A 24,701-nucleotide genomic window follows, 5' to 3' on the forward strand; every position below is an offset into this window, starting at 1 on the left:
ATAGCTGAAAACTAAACTTTAAATTGTTAGTTTTATGCAAAAAATTTATGGCAATGTTCAAGGTATCAAAGCTAGTCAGATCAAACGACTGCAACAGCTTTATGAGCAAAATCAACCAGCAGATAGATTTATTACGCCAGAATTTGCTCAAGCCTTAGCTACAATCAGTCAACAAATTCATCACCCAATTTGTTGTTATCTCAATCGGCGTGGACAAGTTATCCGAATTGCTGTAGGAACACCCATTCAAACTCAAATTCCACCTGAAGAATTACCCCGCCGCAGTGCAGAACGTTTGAGCGGAATCCGTTGTATTGCTACTCAAGTTAAATCAGAACCACCTGATGAAGCTGCTTTGATTGCAATGATGCGTCAGCGCTTAGATGCTCTTGTCATGTTAACCGCAATTGATGGCAAAGTAAAAGAAGCTTTTCTAAGTTATCTTTTTCCTGATTCAGAAAGTCCTTGGGTAATTTCACCTCCTCTAAGTTTGGACGATCTAACCGAACAGGAATTTGATGAACTAGTTCACGAATGGGAAAGAGAAATTGTTGACGCAGGGGATGGAATATTCCTATCTCAAGAAATTGTCTCTGACCAAGATAGGGTGCTGCTGGTAGGAGTGCAGACAGAAGATATCTCAGTTCAACGATTTGAAGATGGACTTGCAGAACTTGTGCGTTTGGTTGAAAGTGCTGGAGGAATTGTACTCGATACAATGCGGCAAAAGCGCGATCGCCCACATCCTCAAACAGTAGTCGGTAAGGGAAAAATTGAAGAAATCACCCTTTTGGCTCAAAAACAAAGAGCTAATCTAATCGTTTTTGACCGAGATATTTCTGCATCTCAAGCCCGTAATTTAGAACAGGAAATAGGCATCCGAGTTGTAGACCGCACAGAAGTAATTTTGGATATTTTCGCTCAACGCGCTCGCACTCAAGAGGGTAAATTACAAGTAGAACTGGCGCAACTCGAATATATGTTACCTCGGTTACGTGGTCGCGGTCAGGAGATGTCTCGATTAGGTGCGGGGATTGGTACGCGAGGTCCTGGTGAAACAAAACTAGAGACCGAACGGCGAACAATTCAACGACGAATCAATCAGTTACAGCAGGAAGTAAACGATTTACAAGCACATCGCGCCCGGATTAGACAACAACGACAACAGCAAGAAATTCCAGTTTTAGCATTAGTTGGTTATACCAATGCTGGTAAATCTACTTTGCTGAATGTGTTAACCAATGCGGAGGTTTTCACAGCAGACCAACTATTTGCTACCCTCGACCCAACAACCCGCAAGGTGGTAATTACAGAACCCGAAACACAAGAACGTCGCTCGATTTTGCTTACAGATACTGTAGGGTTTATTCACGAACTCCCGCCACCACTGATGGATGCGTTTCGCGCCACATTGGAGGAAGTAGTTGAGGCAGATGCGATGATTCATGTTGTGGATTTATCCCATCCAGCTTGGGAAAGCCATATTACAAGTGTGCTGGAAATACTTGAAGAAATGCCTGAGATTCCAGAAAAAAGTTTGATTGCTTTTAACAAGGTTGACAAAGTAGATAGCGAAACCTTGGACAGAGTTCAACAAGATTATCCCGAAGCTGTTTTTATATCAGCAACTCAGCGCTTGGGTTTAGAGACTTTAAAAATGCGATCGCTGCAACTAATTGACGAACCTGTTAAAGCGATTGCAGTCCCACAAAATTCATACTAACAAGAAGGAAATATATGATACCGACCATCATTGTTCACGGTGGAGCAAAAACCATCACAGACGACAAAGTTACAGCCAATAATGCAGGCTGTACAGCAGCAGCAGAAGCTGGTTGGGCAGTGCTAATTAGCGGAGGTACTGCCGCAGAAGCTGTGGAAGCAGCTACCCGTGTTTTGGAAGCTGACCCGACATTTAACGCTGGTCTTGGTGCAACTCTTAACAGCGACGGAGAGGTGGAGTTAGACGCGGCGATCATGGAAGGCTCTTTAAGTTGGGGAGCGATCGCAGCAGTTCAGGGTGTACGTCATCCAATCTCGGTTGCCCGAAAAATTATGGATGATAAACCCAGATTACTAGTAGCGCGGGGTGGAGAACGCTTTGCCATAGATTGTGGTGCCGAAATGTGTAAAAAAGAAGACCTAATAGCTGAGGAGCAATGGCAGCAGTGGAAAGAAGATCGAGAAGTAATCGATCGCCCTAACACCATAGGTTGTGTTGCTTTGGATGCTAGCGGTGTTTTAGCTGCTGGTACTTCAACTGGCGGGACTACAAAGCAGCAACAAGGTCGCGTCGGTGACACTGCGCTTGTTGGCTGTGGCTTATATGCTGATAATAAATTCGGCGCTTGTTCAACAACAGGTGATGGCGAGTCGATTATCCCGGTGGTTTTAGCTAAAACTGCGATCGATTTTTTGAGTGGAGACCGGCATCCAGATGAAGCCGCACAGATGGCAATTGACGCTTTGGTTTCTAAGGTTAAAGGTGAAGCTGGGTGCATCCTCATAGACCGTCAAGGACGTGTTGGCTGGGCGTATAACTCATCACACATGGCTTGTGCTTATATGACCGCAGGACAAGACAAGGTGGCTGCCTTTACCAAGAAATAACTCATATCAATTCGTAATGGATTATGCCCCGCTACGCTAAGGAAATACGTAATTAATGAAACCAAATTAAATCTGAGCTTTCAAGTCTGAATATATAGCTCAATACGCTTGGGTTAAGAAGAATAGTAGGTTGGGTTGAGCAACAACGAAACCCAACAAAGCTTTGATAATGCACTTGCTACCCTACGGGGAAGCAACCTACGCCAATTTTAGTTTTCAGCCTTAACGAACCGTATCGCTAGATGGCAAAGACTTAATCATTCTGTCGGCTTTAGAGAAGGCTAAATACGGAAAAATATACACCGAAATTAATGCGATCGTTACTGCTGAAACTATCCAAAAAATTAAATCATATACTTAATTTTTATAGATGTAAATTCTCTACCAAAAACTATAAACAATAACATATATAATTTGTTTCTATTTAAATGTATTTAATAAGGATAACAAACATGAAATTTCAAATTGAGTGTAATACAGACAAAATTAACAAAATATGTTTAATTTGTCAGCAAAACTTTCAGACACATGAAGCCAGATTAATTGTATGCAATGACCAAGGCGAAGGCTATGGAGATATTTGCTATGAATGTAGAGCTAATGGCGGTAGTTGGGTTCAATCTCAACTCCAAAAATTTAGCCATAAACTACTAGCTTTCAAATGATTTTAATGAGATTAAAATTGGAAGGAAGTGATAGTGAATAATTCCAGGATTATAGGAAGCGGTTTTAGCCTTTAAAATAGGGTTAGAGCCGCTTTTTAAGAGTAAGTTTAATTAAGTTTATATTGCATAACTAACATAGCTTGATTTATAGTTAGCTATTTATTTAATAGATTAAATTGTGGCTAATTCAATTACATTATTTTTTTGTGATGAAGTTTTAATATAGCAAATTATTATTTAAACTACGACTTAAGTTTTCAGAAGAATAATCTAAGTTAGATAACTGAATGAATAAACTAAAAATTGGTACTAGTGGTTGGGTTTATAAACATTGGATGGATATTTTCTATCCACCAAATTTACCTAGCGACCAGCAACTATCATTTTACGCCCAACATTTTGCTACTGTAGAAATTAACTTTTCCTTTTATCGTTTGCCAGAACGGTCTGTCTTTGAGACTTGGCACAAGCAAACACCCTCTAACTTTCTCTTTGCTGTTAAAGGTAGCCGCTATCTCACCCACATGAAGAAGTTAAAAGACCCGATAGAGCCACTATCTCGCATAATGGAACGCGCATCTGGACTGCAAGAAAAGCTCGGCCCTATTTTATTTCAATTTCCTCATACTTGGCATATTAATATTGAACGTCTTCAGCCCTTTTTAGAATTGCTGCAAACCTATCCAAAACAAAAATTTACAGTTGAATTTCGTCATTCAAGCTGGCTGATTCCACAAGTTTATCAACTACTAGAAACTGCGGGTGTAGGCCTTTGTCTACCTGTCAGCCCAACAGTTCCCCTTGATATCTGTTTGACTGCCCCTTGGACTTATATCCGTATGCACAGTGGGCAATGGAATGTAGGTTATACCGATGAAGAGCTATCTACATGGGTTGAACGTATCCGTTCATTTCTAATGCAGGAAATTGACGTTTACGTGTATTTCAACAACGACCCCGATGGAAACGCTATTCGTGATGCTCAACGACTCTATTGTTTGCTGGGATCTTGTTGAAATACATAATTGAAAACTTATTATTCGACTTCTATCAGATCAGTTGGCTGCTTGATTGGGAATAAAAATCGCATTAGCTGGCCTAGTGGTATAGAGCGTTGCTCTTGAACAAAAACTAAGGGTACAAGTGCAACCATCCGTAGTAAGCCTGAGATAACAAATAGCCCCAGCAAACCCGCAGCACCAAGGAGAGTTGCTAGAAAGCCACCAGCAGTAATACCCATTGCTCCAGTGATACCAGCAATTGCACCTGCGATCGCAAAATAACTGGACTGATAACGTAGCGGTGCTATTCCCATCATCAAATTGTTAGTACACAAATCAATTGCCGCCCACGTCCCGCCAGCTAGTATGTGCAACAAGGGTAGCCAGATCCAAAAAGAAATGCGATCGCTTCCAACAAAAAGCCACAGCAGAGGTGTCACCGCCACTAAGACTCCCACTAATAATAGTAGCGGGCGATTTCCAATCCGGTCAGCCAGTTTACCCCACAAAAGCAGCATTAGCATATTTGCACCAGTTCCTAAGCCGTGATAAATCGTTACCACACTAATATCTATATCCAGGTTATCCAGCATATAGAGGTTAAAGAAGGGAGCGCTGATGTTAACAGCAAAACACCAGATGCTCAGGTAAAGCACAAACTTCAAAAAATTAGCTTCCTTAAAGATGCTAAAATCTATTCCTTGGGCCTGTGGGTGTGATGTGTCTGAATCCCCAACTTTTAAAAGTTGCGGGTTTATATCAGTCATCCAGAACTGACAGCCGACACTGATTACCCCTAGCACGATCCCTAGAACCAAGACTGTACCATAACCTTGAAGGGTTCCACTAGGCCAAGCCGATACCGCTAAACCTAGCAGAGGCACACCGACAAGGTTAGTCAAGCCGAGAATACTATTGCGAAAGCCAAAATATCTCCCCCGCAATCGCTGAGGTACTAATACAGCTGACCACCCAAGCCAAGGCGCACGACCAAAAGCTTCGATGATATTAGCTACTAAGAGTATTGCCAATGTCAACTGTACTACTTGGTATCCAGTAATACGAGATGAAGTAACCAACCAAATCGCTGGCAGAAGAATCAACCATAGCAACCGCGACGGGACGAAAATACACATGAAATACCAACGGAAACTGGTACTTCGGCTTACCAAATACGCTCCCAGTGGTTGGAGCAGATTCACCATCTGAGGGATAGCGGCGAGTAGACCAATTTCGACTGGACCAGCGCCTAACTCTAGCAAGAAATTACTGAGCAACGCGCCGCCGATGATACTATAAAGAACCGCAGCAAAGACACTTTCATAAGTTAGTGCCCTGAGACTTTGGCGAATTTCTGGCTTAGAAATTTTTAGAAACAGTTTTGGAGTTGGGAAAAGTACCGTCTCTGTTAATGTCCTATCCTCTGAGATTTCTTGAATGGGAACAGGAGGAAGAGAACTAGCTTCTACTGAAATATCATCTTCTTGGGGCTGAACCATATTATCTAATTAATATTTAAAGAGTCAAATTGTTATAGCTACTATAGAAATCCACTTTGATTTCTATAGTAGGTAGGGAGGCAATAGGCAATAGGAAAATTAGTTGAGGAACGTAGCTTTTTTCCCGTTCGCGTAGCGTCTCCAAAGGAGAAGGGGAACTTTTGTTGGTTTGCGCTTTGCTTAACCCAACCCAATACTTCTCGCTTTGTGCATTTTTAATTCGGAATCGGGTTTGGGGTAAAGGTTTTTTCTTTTCCCTTTACCCTTTTCCCCTTAACCGAGAAGTATTGTAACCCAACCTATAATTTTTCTTAACTGAACTTTATTTAACTATAGACTGGTTTACAAAGAAGCTAGCATATAATAATTACGCTTATATTTCTAATCAAATAAGCCAATTAATTGACATAAACTTAGTTATTATATCCAGACTTTGCTACAAGCTTTCATATAATAAATATTAGCAAATAATTAAGGTTTTTAAAATAAAATAATAGACATTTTTCAAAATCATTCTTGAGAATTAATACCTCTCTACAGAAAGATCGCAATTTAGCCAATACTAGTATACATAGACATAAATAATACAGATTTTATCTGACCAATAGTTAGGATTGGTATTCAAATTGAAGTGATTTTAGTAGGTTTTTTATATGATGTAGGGAGAGACTTATTAAAATAAAGTATTTGTCTATTGAACCGGCTAATCCCAGAGATGCTGAATAACTAATCTAAGACTAATTGCATAAGTCTTGAGTAAATTATTTTACTCTAAATTTCTATCGTAAGGTATCATTGCTCATCCTACGAAATGTGTCACGATGGGCTATGCCACGCCAGAGGCGATCGCAACATGAGTCAAAAAGTTTGTTATGGCACAGACGACAATTAACGATATATCGGTAGACAGCTCCTTAGTTGATCCTGAAAAAGACCTGCTAGGACATGCGAACTTTGCCAAGTATCTAGCAGACAGCATTTGTAAAATGACCTTTCCTGAAGGTTTTGTTATTGCAGTTTACGGTTCTTGGAACTCTGGCAAATCTACACTGTTAAACTTTGTAGTTCACTATCTTCAGCAAAAGCCAGACGAAGAGCAACCAATCATCGTTCCTTTTAATCCCTGGTTATTGTCTGGACACCAAAATATCACAAGACGCTTTTTCGAGCAATTACAAAACGTTTTGAGCCAACAGTCATCTGTGCCAAAAGGTTTGAAAGAGAGACTAGCTGATTTTGCCGCCATTATTTCAGACATTCCTCTACCTTATGCTCAAACTGGTAAGGCATTAGCAGCATTATTGGATGAAAAGGACAAGGAAGCTGCCCAATTAAAAGAAGAAGTAGAAGACACGTTAGTACAGCAGCAACGGCGAATAGTTGTAACAATTGACGATATTGATCGGTTGCCTGCTGAAGATATCAAGCAGTTATTTCGTATTTTCAAAGCAATGCGGAATTTTACTAATGTTGTCTATCTTCTGGTCTTTGATAAACAAGTTGTAATGAAAACAATTGCAGACCCAAAAGAAATATCAGGAGAAGAATACTTAGAAAAAATTATTCAAGTTAGTTTTGAGTTACCTGTTCCTGACAAAATATCACTTCGCAGGCTTCTTTTTGAAAAACTTGATAATATATTTACTGAAAGTCCAAAACCAGAAATCAACCAAACTCGTTGGGGTGAAATTTACTTTCAGGGAATAGATCGCTTTATTAATAGTGTCCGTGATATCACTCGTTTTGTTAACACTTTAACAGTGACATATCCAGCAGTAAAAGATGAAGTAAACCCTGTTGATTTCATTGCTATTGAGTCTTTACGAGTCTTTAGTCCAAATATATATAGCATAATTCATCAAAATCCTCATATTTTGGTAGGAGAGGTAAACCCTTCAATAGAAGAACTAAATAGTCTTCTGAATACTTGGATTGCCCAACTACCAGTTGAGGACAAGCAGCCTGTTAAAAATCTGCTTATGCACCTTTTTCCGAAGTTGAAATCCGTTTTTTATAATACCTGTCTACATAAAAAACAAGAGTTAGAATGGCGCAAACAACTGCGTGTGTGTAGTTTAGAAATATTTCCTATTTACTTTCGCCTATCATTATCAGCAGTTGAATCATCTAATAGTCAGATAAAAACTATCCTTGGTTTGGTTGCAGATGTAGACAAATTTAGAACCCATTTGATAGAACTTGCTAAACAAAAACTTCCAAACGGCACAACGCAAGCTAGGGTGTTTCTAGAACAGCTAGAAAATTGTACGGAAGAAGAAATTCCTGTAAATTACATCCCTTTAATTGTGGAAACTTTGTTTGATGTAAGTGAGCAATTATTATCTCAAGATTATAAAGCTAAAGGCATTCTTGATTTTGGCAATGAAGTTATCATTAGTCGTTGTATCTCACAACTATTGTGTCAAATTGATGAAATATCACGATTTGAATTGCTAAAAAAAATAATCCTCCAAGGGAAAGCATTACCAATAATTAATCATGAGATTGCAATACTAAAAGAGCAACAAAGTCAATATGATGCAGAGAAATCTAACTATGAAGAAGGATTGCTTGTGAACGCACAGCACCTCAAAGAACTAGAAGAGATAACTACCAGGATACAGGTAAAAAGTGATACCATCTGTTAAAAACAAATTTACTTCTTGGTGATAAAAACACTACTACTAGATATATAAACATTCTATAACCCACGAAAGATTTAGATATCTTCGGTACTTCCTAATATCAGGGAATATACTTTACTCTCCACATTGCAATCATGGAATCGTATGACGTTGTAATTATTGGCGCTGGTCATAATGGTTTAGTTTGTGCAGGCTACCTACTAAAAGCTGGTTACAGCGTCCTGTTATTGGAAGGGCGATCGCTACCCGGTGGCGGTTCTACAACTGAAGAACTTATGCCTAATGAAGCACCTGGTTTTAAATTTAGTCCTTGTGCGATTAACCATCTGTTTATTTTCTTAGGGCCAGTCATTCAGGAATTGGAACTCCATAAGTACGGCTTGGAATATCTTAGCTGCGATCCAGTTGCCTTTTGCCCCCATCCTGATGGCAAGAATTTCTTAGCTCATAAGTCGGTGGAAAAGACTTGTGCGGAAATTGCCCGTTACAGTCAGCGCGATGCAGAAAAATACGCTGAGTATGCCGATTTTTGGCAGCGTTTTATCACAGGGATTACTCCCTTCTTCAATGCACCACCCAAATCAATTGTTGATATTGCAGGCAATTACAATCTCAATAGTCTGCAAGACTTATTTTCCCTTCTAGGTGGCTCTAACACAACCCTTGATTTACTGCGTACTTTACTCAGCAGTGCTACAGATAATATTAACGAGTACTTCGATTCTGAGTTTGTCAAAGCACCTCTGGCTAGACTCTCAGCCGAACTGAGTTCCCCTCCCTCACAAAAAGCTATGTCCTTTGGGGCGATGATGATGATGTTGCGTCATAATCCCGGTATGGCAAGACCGCGTGGCGGTAGTGGCGGACTTGTGGAAGCTTTGGTGAAAATGGTAAAAGCTGAAGGTGGTACGATCCTCACCGACCAAAAGGTAGAAAAAGTTTTAGTAGATGGTGGTAAAGCTGTTGGTGTGCGAGTTGCTGGTGGTAAAGAATATCGTGCCAACAAAGGTGTAATCTCAAGTATTGATGCCAAGCGCTTATTCTTGCAATTAATGGATAGTAGTGATGTGGATGAGAATTTGCGCGAAAGATTAGACCGCCGCATCATCAACAACAATGAAACTATCCTTAAAATTGATTGTGCCTTATCTGAACCCTTGCGCTTTGTCCACCACAATCATCAAGATAACTATCTGATGGGTTCTATTCTGATTGCTGATTCCGTCAATCATGTGGAACAAGCCCATAGTCTGATTACTCTGGGCAAAATTCCTGATGAAGACCCATCAATGTATGTGGTGATGCCTACCGGACTCGACCCATCAATGGCACCAGAAGGCAAACACACACTATGGATAGAGTTTTTTGCTCCTTATCAAATTGCTGGTGGAGAGGGTACAGGTTTAAAAGGTACGGGTTGGACGGATGAACTGAAAAACAAAGTTGCAGACAAGGTGATTAATAAACTGGCGCAATATTCGCCCAATCTGCAACATTCAATCATCGCCCGTCATGTAGAAAGTCCGGCTGAGTTGGGAGAACGGCTAGGGACTTACAAAGGTAATTATTACCATATCGATATGACTTTAGAACAAATGCTTTGCTTCCGTCCGTTGCCGGAATTAGCTAACTATAAAACACCAATTGATAACTTGTATCTTACTGGTGCTGGAACTCATCCGGGTGGTTCAATTTCCGGTTTACCAGGACGCAACTGTGCGCGTGTATTTTTACATAATGAGCAACCTATAGCCCAGAAAATCAAGGAAGCAGGAGGTTCAATCAAATCTGCTTTTACATCTGTCTTGAGGAGTGAATCAGACTAAGAGGCTGTTTGTAAAAAAAGTAAATAGCATTGGGGAGATTGCTTCATTTAAAAGTTTAGTTTGAAGGCTATCGATGATATTTTCTGAGCTTTTTGGGGCAAGCTCCTGACGCTTTTTAGTCGATGCTATCAAAAATATAGATGATGCTTACAGATACTTCCTGTGACACTTTTAGATTCCCCAATAGACAGAGAACTACAACCGTAATAGTAACTAAGATATGGGTGTATTAGAGTTATTAAGGAATATTTGCAATGGCAACTGAAACTAACAAAGTGGTTAAATTATCTACTGAAGCTAAAGCCTATAACGGTGTCGATCGCAATGCTTGGATTTTTGGCTGGAATCCCCAACAAGAATTGTGGAATGGTCGTTTAGCGATGATTGGCTTTGTTTCTTACCTACTTTGGGATTTGGCTGGCTATAGTTTATTACGTGACGTACTTCACTTGTTTCGCTAAATCTTCACTTATATTTATCCCTCCTTGGGGAAATCAATTTAATAAACAACTTAGTAGCGTTTTAATACTTAATCTACTCGTCAAGTGAGGCGAATACTAGGGTTATAAATGGACGTACTAATACAATTGTGAAAGAGGGAAATATGATAACTAAAGATACTATACGTGCTTAGGAGTATTTGCTAATTCTCAACAGATAGAGCAGGCAATTAATGAATTGAAAACTGCAAACTTTCCTATGGAAAAAGTTTCTGTCATTGCTAAAGATGTAGAGCAAGGCGAAAACTTAGGCGAAACCCAAGTAATAGATCGCATTGGTAATCAAGATGTCAATACAACCGGAGCCGTAGGAGACACGCTGACAGCAACTACTTGGGGTAGCGCGTTACTTGGGTTGAGTAGTTTGGCACTTCCCGGTTTAGGAGCCGTACTCGCAGCAGGTTCCGTGGGTGTAGCATTAGTCAGTAGCGTTGCAGGTGTTGCTGTGGGAGCCGCAGCAAATCAGAATTTACTGAAGGCACTAGGTGATTTAGGCATACCTGAAGAGAGAGCGAGGGTTTATAGCGATCGCCTCCAGCAGAGTTATTATTTGCTCATCCTAGAAGGCTCAGAAGAAGAAATTCATCGCGTCGAGCCGAAATTACGCGATCGCGGTATTGAATATTGGGGCGTGTATGATTCCGCGAATACTCAAAACGGTGGAGTGCATTAGTGTTTTGTTAAAATCAAAACTTGATCGAGAATTTGCACATAAATTTCGTTCAGAGAATGCCCAGGCAATTCAAGGGAAAGTATTGAAGGTAGCCATAAGTTTTTGGTTTGAACAGCAGCAGTTACCAAAAGTAGTTTCCCAAAGAAATACTTGAATTGCCAAGTTGTAATGATGTGGATGAAGATAACGTTTAATTTCATCTACTGATTTCTACCTTTTTTGCTAATCCTAAAGCTAGATGTACTTTCTAGAATTAGAAGCGAAATTGTAATTAATAATCAAAGAAGATAAGAGCCATGAATACTGATAAAATAACCGATTCTAACAATACCGAACGGACGACACTTGAAGGTGGAAGTAAAGAAGCTCTCAATCAAAAGACCTCTGTGCAATTTATACTTAGCACAAGTTTGGGAGTGTTAACAATTATCTTAGTTGCTGCAAGTGCTTATTACGGACTTATTCGATTTTAATCCTATTTACTGAAGCAAAGATTTTTGTTTTTTGATAACATTGAAAAATTTCAAACATAACACGCTCATCAGTAAAATGTATGGTAGTGCTTTTAGTTTATCAAAAGCCCTGATTGGGTTTAGGTGAAAGCATTGCCATATTTTTCTAAGCCTTGAACAACTGTGTAGATATCATCCGCAATCGTCACAACTTACAAAAAAACTACCACTAATTATAGATTGGCTGAAAGCATGAGAATAAGATATTGCTCTTTTTCAAATATTTGTACTCTAGGATACAAGATTATTTAATACCATGCCCTTTCTTTAGGTAGACGACTGTACGAATTATGAAAGTTAAATTAGTTTAGTGACTAACTGTTTTACACTCTAAAAGCTCCTTAAGCTCCTCAAATATTTTTTGGGGAGCTTCATTAAGAATAAAAATATGTCTATTTAGGATTTTTTATACAAAGTTATAATGGTTTCTCTAAAACAGCAAAAAAGGTATTAATTTTGAAACTTGAACTACTAAAATTTTCCCTCTCCATCCCTTATACTTCAGTTTTATTTATGGTCTGCGGAGCATTCTAAAAGAACTTTCCCAGAGCTTCAGTTGAGTATCAATGGAGAATTTACCAATTTGCTCTTGCAATTCTAAAGAGCGGCTAACTGTTCTTGTAATTGCAATGTCAAATAGCCAGCAGCTACGTCACTGGTACAGTTATGCGAGTTAACAGCGCTCATCATACATGAGTAGAGCATTGGGCATTGAATGAGGAATTAAAATCCCAGTCCCCAGTCCCTAGCCTCCAGTACCCAATACCTTTTAAGGAGTAACACTTATGCAATTAAAGCCAATCAATCAGCAGGTCGTTTCGGTCGTTGGAGCCTCCAGCGGTATCGGACGGATTACAGCTCTTGAGTTTGCTAGACGCGGAGCAAAAGTGGTAGTCTCGGCTCGCAGTGAGTCGAAGCTCAAGTCTTTAGTGGAAGAAATTCGCGGCTTTGGCGGCAAGGCAACTTTTTGTGTCGCTGATGTGGAAGTATTTGAGCAAGTTAAGGCGATCGCAGATAAAACCGTGGAGATATACGGACGGCTTGATACGTGGGTTCATGTTGCCGCGATCGGTATCTTTGCGACATTTGATAAGACAACACCAGAAGAGTTTAAGCATGTTATTGATGTCAACTTGATGGGGCAAGTACATGGTGCGATGGCGGCGTTACCCCATCTCAAACGTGAAGGACGCGGCGCACTGATTCACGTCTCTTCAATGGAAGGTAGGCGATCGCTTCCATATCAAAGTGCTTACTCTTCAGCCAAACATGGCATCGAGGGCTTTCTCGAAGCTATGCGTCTCGAATTGATACATGAAAAATGGCCTATTAGTGTCACAAGTGTTAAGCCAGCCGTGATCAACACTCCGTTCTGGAATAATGGCTTAACAAAATTAGGGGTGAAACCATCAGGAATACCACCTTACTATGACCCAAGAATTGTGTCCGATGCCATCCTTTATGCAGCTGAACACCCAATTCGTGACCTTTTGGTTGGGGATATAGCTAAATTACTAGATTTAGCCCAGAAAATATCTCCTTCGTTGGTAGATTCGTTGTTATTACTTCTTGGCTTTAATTCACAACATAGTGATGAACCGAAATCTGAAGATGCACCTAATAATTTTTACCAATCTGTTCCAGAAGATAACAGAATTGATGGAGATTATAAAAACCTAGTCATACCCAGCATTTCTGATTTATTGGGTAAATTACCCCTATTTCAGTGGGGGCTAGCAGCTTTGTTGACGGTACTAGCGGCACAAGAATTCAAACAGAACAAGTAAGGTTATAGAACATAGCTAAACATTAATATCAACGCTTAATCCTACCTTTTGATAGAGCCAGAACTTGAAATTATACGGTTGCATAGAAAGTATGACATATAGCTAAATGATTGTCTCAAATAGAGCAGTCTGGTGGCTAAATGTATTGGAAATCATGAGGCTATATTTAGCAGTTCTTATTCTCATAGTTTCTAGGCTGTTTTCCTTGCCAGAGTGTATTACACCCAAGCAAAAAGCGCCATATCTCGAAAAATGCAACAAAAAATTGTTGCCGTATTAAAGTATGTTTGGAGTATTGTATGCAGAACCAAAACAAAGAACAAGAAAAATCATATTTTCTTCGGTATCTTTCTCTAGGACCAGTTCTTGCTGTTCTTTCGATATCTGTTGCCTTTTCTACCTGGGCGATTTTTAATTACTTTTTCCCTGACCTTCTCTTCCATCCTATGCCATAAGTAAGCCAGCCATAGGTTTTAACCTATGGCTAACTAGTTTATCCTTGTTCAAATGACTAAATACATGTCTTTCAGTTACGAACCTATCTAAGCATTAATGTTTGAAGAAAAGCTTTAATTGTTAATATATAGATAGGAATAAAACAAAATTAATTTTGAATGATTATTTAAATATTTTTCTATAGCTATAGGTTGATGGAAATAAAAGATTTGATTAGTTTACTAATAAATAAGAGGCTAGACAAAAATAAAATAAAAGTTTGTAGCTAGCTTTATTTTGTTTCAACATTGTTTGTAATTAATGAGGAATCTAAATGTTTTATCATACCAAGAGACTACAGTATTACACACGACCACAACGACCAGATCCAATATATGCCAAGAAAGTTCAGGAACTTATAGGTGGTGTTTTTGGCGAAATGACTGTGATGATGCAGTACCTATTTCAGGGCTGGAATAGTCGCGGCCCTGCGAAGTATCGAGATATGTTGCTAGATACTGGTACTGAGGAAATTGGGCATATCGAGATTCTTTCCACCTTGATTGGTCATTTGCTGGATAAAGCGCCGCTCAAATTACAAGAACAAGCTGCACAAGACCCTGTTGTGGGTGCGGTTATGGGCGGTACTAACCCACGGGATGTAATTACAGATGTGATTGCGGCGGCTATGAACCCCCAACATACTATTGTCACTGGTTTAGGCGCTCAACCAGCCGACAGCGTTGGCTTTCCTTGGAACGGTCGTTTTATTGCCTCCAGTGGTAATCTCTTGGCAGATTTTCGATCTAATCTGCACGCCGAAAGCCAGGGACGCTTACAAGCTGTGAGGCTGTACGAGATGAGCGACGATCCTGGGGTAAAAGATACTCTGAGTTTCTTAATCGCTCGTGATACGATGCACCAAAACCAATGGCTAGCAGCTATTGAAGATATAGAAAGTTCTGGAATTGAAACCACTCCAGTCCCCAGTTCCTTCCCTCTAGAATTGGAAAAACGCGAGGTTTCCTATCAATTCTGGAATCATTCAGAGGGTACAGATAGCGCTGAAGGTCGCTGGGCAAAAGGGCCTTCAATGGATGGTAAAGGTGAATTCGAGTATGTTGCTAATCCCCAACCCTTGGGAGCAGAACCGCAACTATCACCCGCCGATCCAAGACTGCATGGTACACCGACACCTGAACTGACTGAAGGAAATGGTTCAAGCGCACTTCCTTTGGTTGAACGCACCACTATAAGTGGTTAATCATCAGATATTATCGATATCCCCAATAAAATACTTCGCCTCTTCTGGTGTCAAAAGAGGCGAATCTTAAATTAAAAAAATTAGTTGAGTCTTTTTCTTTCCAGTATAAATTCAGTCATCTTACCCGTGATAAAAAGCACGAGGTAAGTAAACTTTATACTCCAATGGCAGAAAATTTCTTCAACAGGCTAATTCTTGGCTCTAATGACTGAGCTTGAAAAAATAGCATACTTTGTTCATCAAAAGCAGTCCAATTTTGGTTGTTAGATAAAGGCTCAGAGGCAACAATAACTTGATTTGGATGCTTGAGCGCATCATAAGACCAATAAAGAGTAGGCGCTTGTGTGCGATAAGCATAGCGAATTGCTGCAATTGCTTCACCATCACTAACAATTAAATTGGCACTAAAGCTCGTGTTGTATTCTGATGCCAACTCAGTCAATTTCTCAAGCGTAGCACCTAATGCCCAGAACAAAGTGCTGTCAGGAGACGACTGCCACATTTGGACTAGTAGAGCGAAGATGTGTTCCGAGTCAGTCGTACCTTTAATCAGGCGGTATGTAGCATCAGAGAGGCTCTCACGTATTGGTCTATAGAGAGTCTGTTGAAAGTTTGATATCTCGCCATTATGCACAAACAACAGTTGATCGCTGCGAAATGGCTGACAATTACTAATATCTAGCGATTCACCTATCCCAGCTAATCGGGCATAGCCTACAGTACAAGTAGATTGTACATAGTTGCTCAACTCTTCCAGATTTGGATCGTTCCACATCGGAATCGTATTTCGGTAAATGAAGGGTTTACCCACTTGATCGTACCAACCTACACCCACTCCGTCTGCACAAACTACTCCTGATTTTAATTCCAAAGGACTGTAACTCTGTTGATAAAGCGAATGCTCCTGTTTATACAGCAACTCATCTAATGGGATGGCGTTACCAAGGTAGCCAATTAATCTACACATAAAAAAATGACGTTGCTGAAAGAGTAAGGAATTTCAGTCACAAGCTCCGATAGAAATCGAATCTTTTAACTGAGCATTTATTGCAAATCACTACTAATTTAACAACTATTTTTTATCTTGTGTGTGCTTCCACTGTGACTTTAGTCATGGTTTTATTTGCGAATTTTAGAATAATATCTTCTTAAAAAAGGATTTCAGAGATTTAGATATAATTGAACAAAAATTCAAGATTTAGAATCAGTCTCATGAGAGATTCAAAACTAGAACTTAATTGCTATACTACGAAACTAGAGATTTACTAGGAGTCTTCAAACCATTTATTTAAATGTTCCCTAACTCACTAATGTTGCATTATTTGCTATTTGCAAAAAAATTATACTAATTTTTAAAGACTGACACCAATGTTTTTCACTAAATAAACTAAAAAATATTACTAGTTTATACAAATCAATATAAGTTCAGGACAGATTAGATTGCATAATTTATCAACAGCTATTTGCTGTAGTGTCACCTTCTTTTAAAAAACTTCCTGGAAATGAAGGACGTAAACACAGATATACTAATGGACCAAACAAAGGGAAAATAGCAACTACCCAAAAAATACGTTTATCCTTGATTCCTCGGCGTGCCATATCATCATCAAATAATGAACTTATTGGAAATATCAAGCACATTAGACAGAAATCGAGACTAATGAGGTGAACAAAAGGTTTATGAAAAAACTGCTGAATATAATCTTCCCAATTTCCAGCAATTACTGCATAGCCCAACAAACCAATAGTAGCAACTAATAAATAAGCTCCTGTTGTTCGTCGATCAAGAATTGAAAGCCATTTATCTTTTGTTCCCTAGAATATTTGATTAGATTTACGAAATATTAAATAAGGGAGAAGACAAATTACACCTGTAAAATTTGATCCGATAAAATAAGGCCAAGCGCGAAAGCTTTGCATTTTGCCATCAGCAAACATTAGGCAAGCGTAGATCATAGGCCAGATACCCATCAAGCAGAATATTGTTGGAATAATCGCGTTAACTTCTTGCCATTGAAGCGTTAAAAGCTTCTGTCCTAAAGACCATGTGTCCGCTTGATCAACTGGGGCTAACAATATAGTATAAGTAACAAATCCTAACCATATAGCCCAAAGAATAGTTTTTCGGACATTTTCCAAGTCAAATTTATCCATCATTTTCTTCCTATATTAAGTAGAAAATTAAATGTTCTCTACTAAAATCTCTAATAGAGTTTCATGATGATTAATTTGTTAACATTTATAATTTAGCTGCTTAAATAAGCTATTTTCATGGCTCTTGAGAGAGAATCATTTTAGATTGAGCCTCAACTTAAGATATATTAACCAATTGTCACTAACGATGGCATTCTGCTAGACCTTAATTGCAGCTTATCGTTCAAAACCTTTATTTTAAAAGCATCATTGCTCTTGGAAATCTCTTGCTTACTTAGCTATTTACCCATTTTATAGTCACCTTATTTATCGTTGATTTACTTTGCGAGATTCAAAGCGATATCTACAATGAGCTACGCCTAAAACTTTAGCAAAAGTAGCTATTAATGTAACGACTTTCGAGATTATTGAGAATAAACTTATTTTATTGACATGATCTGCCTACTTTGACGTTTCTATTTTTAAGAAAAGATTAGTCTTGAGTAAGTTAAGTCTCACATAAATTGCTGTTTTTAACTTACTTAAGTGTGCCTAATTATAGATACTGTTTTAAACCTAAATGTTTCAAAAGATAGGTGATATTTAGCTCTTTCAATTTTAATCTAAAACAATAAATAGTTTAAATAAATATACTGAATGCTGATGTTCAGAAATAAATATCACAATTTTAATAAAAATATCAAAGATAATCTCCAAAAATCTTTGTTATTACAAGTCCCATCTAATTCTGGGATGCTGATGTTGAGAATCTATTGTGATGTTCTGCCACGAGTTCGTAAACATTTAGAATTCTGGAAGAAAAATGCTGAACAAATTCCTAATCCTGAATTACGTAAACAGGCTCTATTAAGTATAAGAACTAAAACATTTCACTGCGAAGGTGGCTCTATCTATGGATTACTTGCCAAAGAAGAAATTGAGCCAATAATTTGCTTTATTGTTGCTTATCAAACAATTAGTGATTATTTAGATAACCTATGCGATCGCAGTAATTCCCTAGACCCGAAAGATTTCCGTACTCTCCATCAAGCTTGTTTAGATGCTTTAACACCTAGTGCTAAATGCATTAATTACTACCAGTTTCGTCAAGAGCAAGACGATGGCGGCTATCTGATGAAACTAGTAAAAACTTGTCAAAATGTATTAAGGCAGCTACCGTCTTATCAATTAATTGCCCCTAGTTTATATCATCTGGCTGATTATTATTGTGATTTACAAGTTCATAAACACGTCCAAGTTAAGGAGCGGGTTCCTCGCTTAAAAGCATGGTTTGAAAGACATCGTAACCAAATTCCTCAAATGAAGTGGTATGAATTTTCAGCTTCTACTGGCTCAACATTAGGAATTTTTTGCCTTGTGGCCTATGCAAGCGATCAAGATTGCTCTGAGGAATTAGCTACAAAAGTTAAAAACAGCTACTTTCCTTGGGTTCAGGGACTTCATATCCTACTTGACTATTTTATCGACCAAGAAGAAGACCGCATCGGTGGGGATTTAAATTTTTGTGCTTACTATAATAATGGGCAAGAAATAAGCGAACGGTTTGCCTATTTTCTCAAACAGGCTGATAAAGCTGTTTCTCGTTTACCACACGATCGCTTTCATCGAATGATTAATCGAGCTTTATTAGGTGTTTATTTGGCTGATGAAAAAGTGAATCAACAGGAAAATATCAAAGAAACTGCAAAAAAAATTCTCAGTTCATGTGGCGGTTCATCACTCTTTTTTATGTGGAATATTATGATTATGGCTCAAATTAGGTATCGAAAAATATTAGCATAATTAATCTGATGTATGAAAGGATATATCTAACTAGATATTAGCTATAGATAAGCAAGCATATCCATCATCTAAAAGTCCAATATAAGTCTGTATTTGTTACTTATCTAAAAAATCATAAAACAGTCAATGAATCTGTAAAATTTTTGGTATTCCTTTAAAAAGATGTTCATCAATCAAAATAAATTCTAATTAGATAAGGATAATTTAATAATGTCTAAAATTGTAGTCCTTGGGGCAGGGCCCGCAGGGTGTTCCGCAGGTTATCACTTGGCTAAAAGTGGGCATAAAGTCATGCTTATAGATAAGGACTGTTTCCCTAGAGATAAGACTTGTGGAGATGGAATCAGCCTTGGATCGGTTCAAGCATTATCCACAATGGGGATATATCCAGACGATATTAAACGTTTAGCCTCTGAGTACGCTCAAATCGATGGATTTCTGCTCGGAGTTTCAAACGAGATTAGCCATCTGTGTCCCACAGAGCTTAAAGGCTATTGCATACCTAGATTTGTATTCGACAATCTTCTTTATCAAAAAGCAATCAATGCAGGGTGTGTAGCTCGAACGCAGAGAATTAGCGATATTGAAGGCTATCACCAAGAACTTTATAGTGATTTTGATTACATAATTGATGCACGTGGTGTCTATGCAGGAGAAGCTAATGCGATCGCAATTAGAGCTTACTGGAGTATAAAAGTGGCGGATTTTCCAAAAATATATCTCTCAAAAGCTCAAATTTACTTTGATAAAGCTTTTGGGGTTAATGGATATGGTTGGATATTTCCCGTAGCGGTAGACTCAGAATTGGTCAAGCTCAATGTTGGTGTGGGAGTGTGGCTAGATGAATATCAAAAGAACAATACAAACATTATTCGGCTTTTCAATGAATTTGTGCAGCGTAATCAGGCTACAAAACAACTCTTAAGCTTAGTAGTTAGTCAGCAAAAACCTAAAGCCTATCCCCTAGCTACCGCAAAACGAGCTAACACAGTCAGCTATGGCAAGGTTTTCAAAATTGGTGATGCTGCTAATCTAACAGATCCTTTGACTGGTGAAGGAATCGCAAATGCTATTCTCAGTGGCTTATATGTGACGCAAGCGATTAATATGAGTACTAGTCCAGAATTAGCATCTGAAAATTGGCAGCGTCTTTATCAGCTGTACTTTGAGCCAGACCTCGATGCTGGTTTACAGATAAAGTCCTTTAGGAAATTCTCATTTATAAATAAGTTATTAATCTGGCTGATGAATAGGAATAAGCCATTTGCAGAGCAGGTAACTTATACATTTGCAGGCTTAATTCCTTATAAAAAGCTACTTCCGTGACTCTCGTTATGAAGCCATCATTTATCTTCAAAATCTCCCTGATGTTTCAGTGTTCGACGTAATAATACACAATAGCAATAGCAGGCATCTGGCAGCTGAATCAGATTGCACCAGAGCTTTGGATAATCGCGTCTTTACAATAGACATCTGCAATGCCATAAGTTTTCACCTAGACATGATAAGGGTTTGAGATTCTTTTTCGGAGATATCTACTAGGCGTTTTTAGCCGATGTCGTCATTAATTTATTTGTATGCAACTATTACTTGCTGTTGAGTAGTTGGGAGTGAGTGAAGTTGGGAATGGGAAAAACCAGCATTGCTAAACATACTTTCGTACTCTGCAAATGTATAAGCATCACCATTAGGGGTTGTTGCTAACATGACTAAGCTGAAAGCAGCAGCATCAGGTGGCGTAATCCGGTCAGAATTAGGAATGAAATCAAAAACGATAACCTTTCCCTCAACAGCCAGCGCAGTCTTGATTTTTCTCAGTAGTTGTTCACACGTTGCTACATCAAAATGATGTAAGAAGTTGGGGAGTAAAACCAGATCGTAGTCATTACCGTAATCTACTTCAAAAGCACTACCAGCAATTGTATGGTAGCGGGAAGCTACTCCTTGTATCCTGGCGTTTTCTTTAGCAACCTCTAGAACCGATGCCCAATCAACACCAAAAATTTCGGCATTGGGGTTATGTTGGGCTACTGCAATACCAAATAAACCATGACTTGCTGAAATATCTAATACTTTCAGTGGCTCTATCTTATTCTCATTCACCAACTGAGCGATTAATTGTGCAGGGTTTGCCATCATCGGTGACATCGCTTTTGCAAATTGCACCCATACTGGATGTTCTGGCGATAAAGTTCCTTCGGATGATATGGCAGTTCCTCCCTTGAGGACGGCAGCAGTCAAGTCATTGAAACCGTTAGTTATCATCGGAGATAGTAAAAACTCAATTGCATCTCCCACGTAAAATTTGCTTTGCCGATCCAAAAACATTGCTGAATCTGACGTAAGCCTATAACCTTCTGCTTGCTTTGTCATAAAGCCGATAATCACCAAGTAATCACACAACATTCGCATACCTCGCTCAGAGGTTTGACACTTTTGTGCAAGTGATTGACTCGACTCAATTCCTTGACTAATAGCAGTAAAAACATTCAATTCAACAGCGGCTTTAATTGCCGCACTGCGTTGGTAAGCATTAACTGTATTGAAGAATAGTGCAGGTGAGGGTGTTGACATATAAATATTTTTCAATGACGAAATATAATCAGCGAACGCCTGTCAAACAAGTGGAGACATCTTGCAAAAGGAACTTTTGCAAGATGTCGGGGAAAGGTTAAAGGGTAAAGGGAAAGGGAAAATTCTATCCTTTTCCCCCACTTCTGCAAGAAGTCTTGGGTATTGTTGGCGATCGCCATTATCATACCTTTGAGGTTTCCAATAGCACAATCATGGGTAAAGCTACTTGGGAGCCGGAGCCGATCGATTAGTTAGCTATTATACGCAAATACTAAAAATTTAGTGCCTTCATAGATAAACTCTGTCATCTTGCACATACCCATCTTTTGATGTGCCTGAAGTGATGCTTTATTGTTTGCCTTGATGAAAAGTATCCCCTCCCGCTCTGGTAAAAAATCTTTCAACTTGGCAAACATTACCGCAGCAATACCTTGCCCACGCATAGTTTCATCAACACAGATGGGGCCATATAAATAAGCATCTTTTTTACCAGCGTAGGCTTGTAACATCACCTTTATTATTGGTAAATTAGCAGTTGTCTTTGACCAACTGAGTAAGAATCCGATAACTTGACCATTTTTGCGGGCTACAACGCTTGGCATTTGAGATATGGTCATCATCACTGCTTCTGGCTCAAGATGACCTAACAACATACCACCATGTTCTGCGTCATTAGCTTGTGCCAACTTGATAATTCCAGTAACATCGCTGAGGCTAGCACGGTCAATCAAGACATCATTGAGGCACATACCTGGTTGACATAAATAGGATAAACACTCAAAGCTAAAAATTTTCTTTTATAAGAATAACAGAGCAGAGCAAATCAGACATATTAGGTTAAGTAGCTTTTGACGGTTATATGTAGGTTATAGCACCCTTGCATCTGACAAAAAATTATTTTCGAGGCAAAGTTGCACTAAAGCAGCGATCGCATCGAACCGACAGTAAACTGAAAGCATGACGTTCTCTCCCGCCCGTTATACCATCAAATTAACGGCAAAGAACGTGATAGCAGACCTACACCTCGCACTAGTAGTCTGCCAACCCAAAAATGCTGAGTGAGGGCTGGGGAAAGGGGAAAGGGTAAAGGATTTAAACCCTTTCCCCCTGCCCCTTATCCCCACTTCGTGGGGGTCCCACCTTCCCCTTTACCCCGCCAAGTTCACTTGGCGAACTACTAGTAAATGAGGATGAATGTCAGCTTAAAACAATCGTCCACAAGGAATTGTTCCGCGACGAATCGCATGACCGCTGGTTTCGGAATCATCCGCCCAGAAGAACTGTTTTAGATTGCTGGCGCATTCAGAATTGGGCGCAATGGCGATACCTTCATTGTTAATGTTTGACATCGAACTTGGGCGTTCGTAACCCTTGCGGATGATGAATTTGCCTTTCGTTGACGAGCCAACGGTGGTATCGATGGCGAGCAGGGTTGAGCGGTTGCTGCAATTGTTATCGCAATATGCCCATAAAGTCTCATTATCGCGATCGAAGGATAAATCCATGATCTTTGTATTACCGCTAGCAATGGTAGCAATACGCGTATATGTAGAGTCGGAGTTGAGCGCGTAGGCATAAATTTGTCCATTTGCTTCCAATCCAACAAAAAACAATCCCGTGCCATGCAACGGATAATTGGCTGGGTTGTAGAGCTGATTGGTACTTTCATCTATGAATCCATTAGCCTGCAAATAACTATCTGGCACCCACGCGATCGCTTCCAAGCCTAAATTAGTGGAGCTAACCGTTGGCAAATTAGAAGTTAAGTTCCATTCTTTAGTAGCATTGAGAGTGGTGGCACTGCTGCTGCTGTCATAACTCAGTACGCTGAAGCGGTTGGAGCCGCTGCCATCTCGCTCAGTAGAGACGTAGATAGTTGTTGAAGAAAACTCGGCTTTGGTCACGCCTTCTGCATCCGGCGCACCAGTACCATTGGGATAGCGCAACGTTTTTCCAGAACTCCAATTATTAGCAGTATTTTTGACGAAAGTGCTGCCATTCCAAACCATGTTATAGAGTTTTGATGGTGAATTTTGCACCGCCCACAACACAGATGGTTGTGTTCCAGCCGCTGGGTCGTAGAACAAACCGCTGAGATTACCACCGAACTGGTTAGAGCCGTCAGCAGTGACTACAGTTGTGCTGCTAGGCCATACGCTGTAGGTGACAGCGGCCGCTACCAATTTCGCACTCAATAAACTGATGCCACAGGCAAAAAACAGCTTTGTGAGTACAAAGGAAGATATTGCTTTACATTTCATTGTTTGATAATCTCTGAGAATAATTGAAGCCCATGCGCCGTCCAATTTTCGATGCGTAGATTGTTTGGATTACGCGGCATCACAAAAGTGGTGGTGAAATTCACTCTAGCAATTGGGTATGACTTAAAAAATTATAATTAGTTAAAATTTTGGTTAAAATTGGCTATTTTCGCGAAATTTCCGCCACACCAAAAAGCTGCTTTTGGAATGTGTAAAATTGTCCCGAATAAGTAGGTGGGCGTAAATAATTATCGTTGGGATTAGGCAATAGTCAATAGGCAATCAATACTTGTCAGGTTTTGGGGGAAAGGGATTCATGTTAAAGGGGAAAACCTTAGATATCGGGACTTTCACCCATTTTACCCTTAACCTTTTCCCTTTAACCGAGCAGTATTTAAGAGGCAATAAGTATAAGAGTTTTAGCCTAGTTCATTTTTTATATAGTTTGATTTTATTGTGCCAAATTACTTACAAGGGTAATTGAAGCAGACCGAGCCAAGTGGCGGAAGAATA

General features: G+C 39.3%; 21 protein-coding genes. 14 read left to right on the forward strand and 7 right to left on the reverse strand.

Translation table 11 applies throughout. The features are described from left to right. Positions 1-34: 34 nt before the first annotated feature. From hflX to NPUN_RS01175, 4 genes are all read left to right on the forward strand, one after another. On the forward strand, positions 35-1,723 hold the full coding sequence (gene hflX / locus NPUN_RS01160) for a GTPase HflX (RefSeq protein WP_012407039.1): 1,689 nt from the start codon (positions 35-37) through the stop codon (positions 1,721-1,723). Positions 1,724-1,737: 14 nt separating this feature from the next. Then, positions 1,738-2,610: an isoaspartyl peptidase/L-asparaginase family protein gene (locus NPUN_RS01165; RefSeq protein WP_012407040.1), complete on the forward strand. Its 873-nt coding sequence runs from the start codon at positions 1,738-1,740 to the stop codon at positions 2,608-2,610. A 452-nt stretch (positions 2,611-3,062) separates the two neighbouring features. Further along, a complete protein-coding gene (locus tag NPUN_RS01170) occupies positions 3,063-3,275 on the forward strand; it encodes a hypothetical protein (RefSeq protein ID WP_041565115.1) in 213 nt (70 codons plus the stop codon). Positions 3,276-3,562: 287 nt separating this feature from the next. Further along, complete coding sequence (locus tag NPUN_RS01175) at positions 3,563-4,291, forward strand: DUF72 domain-containing protein (RefSeq protein WP_012407041.1); 729 nt, start codon at positions 3,563-3,565, stop codon at positions 4,289-4,291. A gap of 20 nt (positions 4,292-4,311) precedes the next feature. Here NPUN_RS01175 and NPUN_RS01180 read toward each other — a convergent pair whose 3' ends face one another. Then, a complete protein-coding gene (locus tag NPUN_RS01180) occupies positions 4,312-5,775 on the reverse strand; it encodes an MFS transporter (protein WP_012407042.1) in 1,464 nt (487 codons plus the stop codon). A gap of 872 nt (positions 5,776-6,647) precedes the next feature. Here NPUN_RS01180 and NPUN_RS01185 point away from each other — a divergent pair. The 4 genes from NPUN_RS01185 (at position 6,648) to NPUN_RS01200 (ending at position 11,419) form a co-directional block, all read left to right on the forward strand. Next, the gene (locus NPUN_RS01185) at positions 6,648-8,423 is read left to right on the forward strand and encodes a KAP family NTPase (RefSeq protein ID WP_012407043.1); all 1,776 of its coding nucleotides are present in this window, start codon (positions 6,648-6,650) and stop codon (positions 8,421-8,423) included. A gap of 131 nt (positions 8,424-8,554) precedes the next feature. After that, positions 8,555-10,246: a beta-carotene ketolase CrtO gene (gene crtO, locus NPUN_RS01190; protein ID WP_012407044.1), complete on the forward strand. Its 1,692-nt coding sequence runs from the start codon at positions 8,555-8,557 to the stop codon at positions 10,244-10,246. Positions 10,247-10,500: 254 nt separating this feature from the next. Continuing rightward, positions 10,501-10,707 carry a chlorophyll a/b-binding protein gene (locus tag NPUN_RS01195; protein ID WP_012407045.1) on the forward strand — a complete coding sequence of 69 codons (207 nt, stop codon included), beginning with the start codon at positions 10,501-10,503 and terminating at the stop codon, positions 10,705-10,707. Positions 10,708-10,903: 196 nt separating this feature from the next. Then, the gene (locus NPUN_RS01200) at positions 10,904-11,419 is read left to right on the forward strand and encodes a hypothetical protein (protein ID WP_083782298.1); all 516 of its coding nucleotides are present in this window, start codon (positions 10,904-10,906) and stop codon (positions 11,417-11,419) included. On the opposite strand, the gene NPUN_RS01205 is transcribed toward NPUN_RS01200, so the two are convergent. Beyond that, positions 11,416-11,619, reverse strand: a complete 204-nt coding sequence (locus NPUN_RS01205; RefSeq protein ID WP_041565116.1) for a hypothetical protein — start codon at positions 11,617-11,619, stop codon at positions 11,416-11,418. The two genes, NPUN_RS01200 and NPUN_RS01205, sit on opposite strands and share 4 nt — an antisense overlap. A gap of 96 nt (positions 11,620-11,715) precedes the next feature. On the opposite strand from NPUN_RS01205, the gene NPUN_RS41475 reads away from it, so the two are divergent. The 4 genes from NPUN_RS41475 (at position 11,716) to NPUN_RS01215 (ending at position 15,417) form a co-directional block, all read left to right on the forward strand. Beyond that, entirely contained in the window at positions 11,716-11,892 is a 177-nt protein-coding gene (locus tag NPUN_RS41475) for a hypothetical protein (protein WP_167315555.1), read from the forward strand. A gap of 824 nt (positions 11,893-12,716) precedes the next feature. Further along, entirely contained in the window at positions 12,717-13,718 is a 1,002-nt protein-coding gene (locus NPUN_RS01210) for an SDR family oxidoreductase (RefSeq protein WP_012407047.1), read from the forward strand. Positions 13,719-14,017: 299 nt separating this feature from the next. Further along, positions 14,018-14,173, forward strand: coding sequence for a PsaJ protein (locus NPUN_RS38480; RefSeq protein WP_083782300.1), 156 nt, complete (start codon positions 14,018-14,020; stop codon positions 14,171-14,173). Between the two features lie 314 nt (positions 14,174-14,487). Further along, complete coding sequence (locus tag NPUN_RS01215; protein ID WP_012407048.1) at positions 14,488-15,417, forward strand: manganese catalase family protein; 930 nt, start codon at positions 14,488-14,490, stop codon at positions 15,415-15,417. Positions 15,418-15,571: 154 nt separating this feature from the next. Here the strand turns inward: NPUN_RS01215 and egtC are convergent, their stop codons facing one another. Next, positions 15,572-16,384 carry an ergothioneine biosynthesis protein EgtC gene (gene egtC, locus NPUN_RS01220; RefSeq protein ID WP_012407049.1) on the reverse strand — a complete coding sequence of 271 codons (813 nt, stop codon included), beginning with the start codon at positions 16,382-16,384 and terminating at the stop codon, positions 15,572-15,574. Between the two features lie 848 nt (positions 16,385-17,232). Then, positions 17,233-17,574 carry a hypothetical protein gene (locus NPUN_RS42930; RefSeq protein WP_234711029.1) on the reverse strand — a complete coding sequence of 114 codons (342 nt, stop codon included), beginning with the start codon at positions 17,572-17,574 and terminating at the stop codon, positions 17,233-17,235. Between the two features lie 633 nt (positions 17,575-18,207). On the opposite strand from NPUN_RS42930, the gene NPUN_RS01230 reads away from it, so the two are divergent. After that, on the forward strand, positions 18,208-19,353 hold the full coding sequence (locus NPUN_RS01230; protein WP_012407050.1) for a tetraprenyl-beta-curcumene synthase family protein: 1,146 nt from the start codon (positions 18,208-18,210) through the stop codon (positions 19,351-19,353). A 210-nt stretch (positions 19,354-19,563) separates the two neighbouring features. Then, on the forward strand, positions 19,564-20,679 hold the full coding sequence (locus NPUN_RS40275) for an FAD-dependent oxidoreductase (RefSeq protein ID WP_012407051.1): 1,116 nt from the start codon (positions 19,564-19,566) through the stop codon (positions 20,677-20,679). A 243-nt stretch (positions 20,680-20,922) separates the two neighbouring features. Here NPUN_RS40275 and NPUN_RS01240 read toward each other — a convergent pair whose 3' ends face one another. The 3 genes from NPUN_RS01240 to NPUN_RS01250 all read right to left on the reverse strand — a co-directional run bounded on the left by NPUN_RS01240 (position 20,923) and on the right by NPUN_RS01250 (position 24,188). After that, on the reverse strand, positions 20,923-21,927 hold the full coding sequence (locus NPUN_RS01240; protein ID WP_012407052.1) for a methyltransferase: 1,005 nt from the start codon (positions 21,925-21,927) through the stop codon (positions 20,923-20,925). Between the two features lie 251 nt (positions 21,928-22,178). Then, the gene (locus tag NPUN_RS01245) at positions 22,179-22,676 is read right to left on the reverse strand and encodes a GNAT family N-acetyltransferase (protein ID WP_012407053.1); all 498 of its coding nucleotides are present in this window, start codon (positions 22,674-22,676) and stop codon (positions 22,179-22,181) included. Between the two features lie 453 nt (positions 22,677-23,129). Then, on the reverse strand, positions 23,130-24,188 hold the full coding sequence (locus NPUN_RS01250; protein ID WP_012407054.1) for an SdiA-regulated/phytase-like domain-containing protein: 1,059 nt from the start codon (positions 24,186-24,188) through the stop codon (positions 23,130-23,132). Between the last annotated feature and the right edge of the window lie 513 nt (positions 24,189-24,701).

Origin of the sequence: Nostoc punctiforme PCC 73102 (assembly GCF_000020025.1) — a bacterium.
GTDB classification, from domain to species: Bacteria; Cyanobacteriota; Cyanobacteriia; order Cyanobacteriales; family Nostocaceae; genus Nostoc; species Nostoc punctiforme.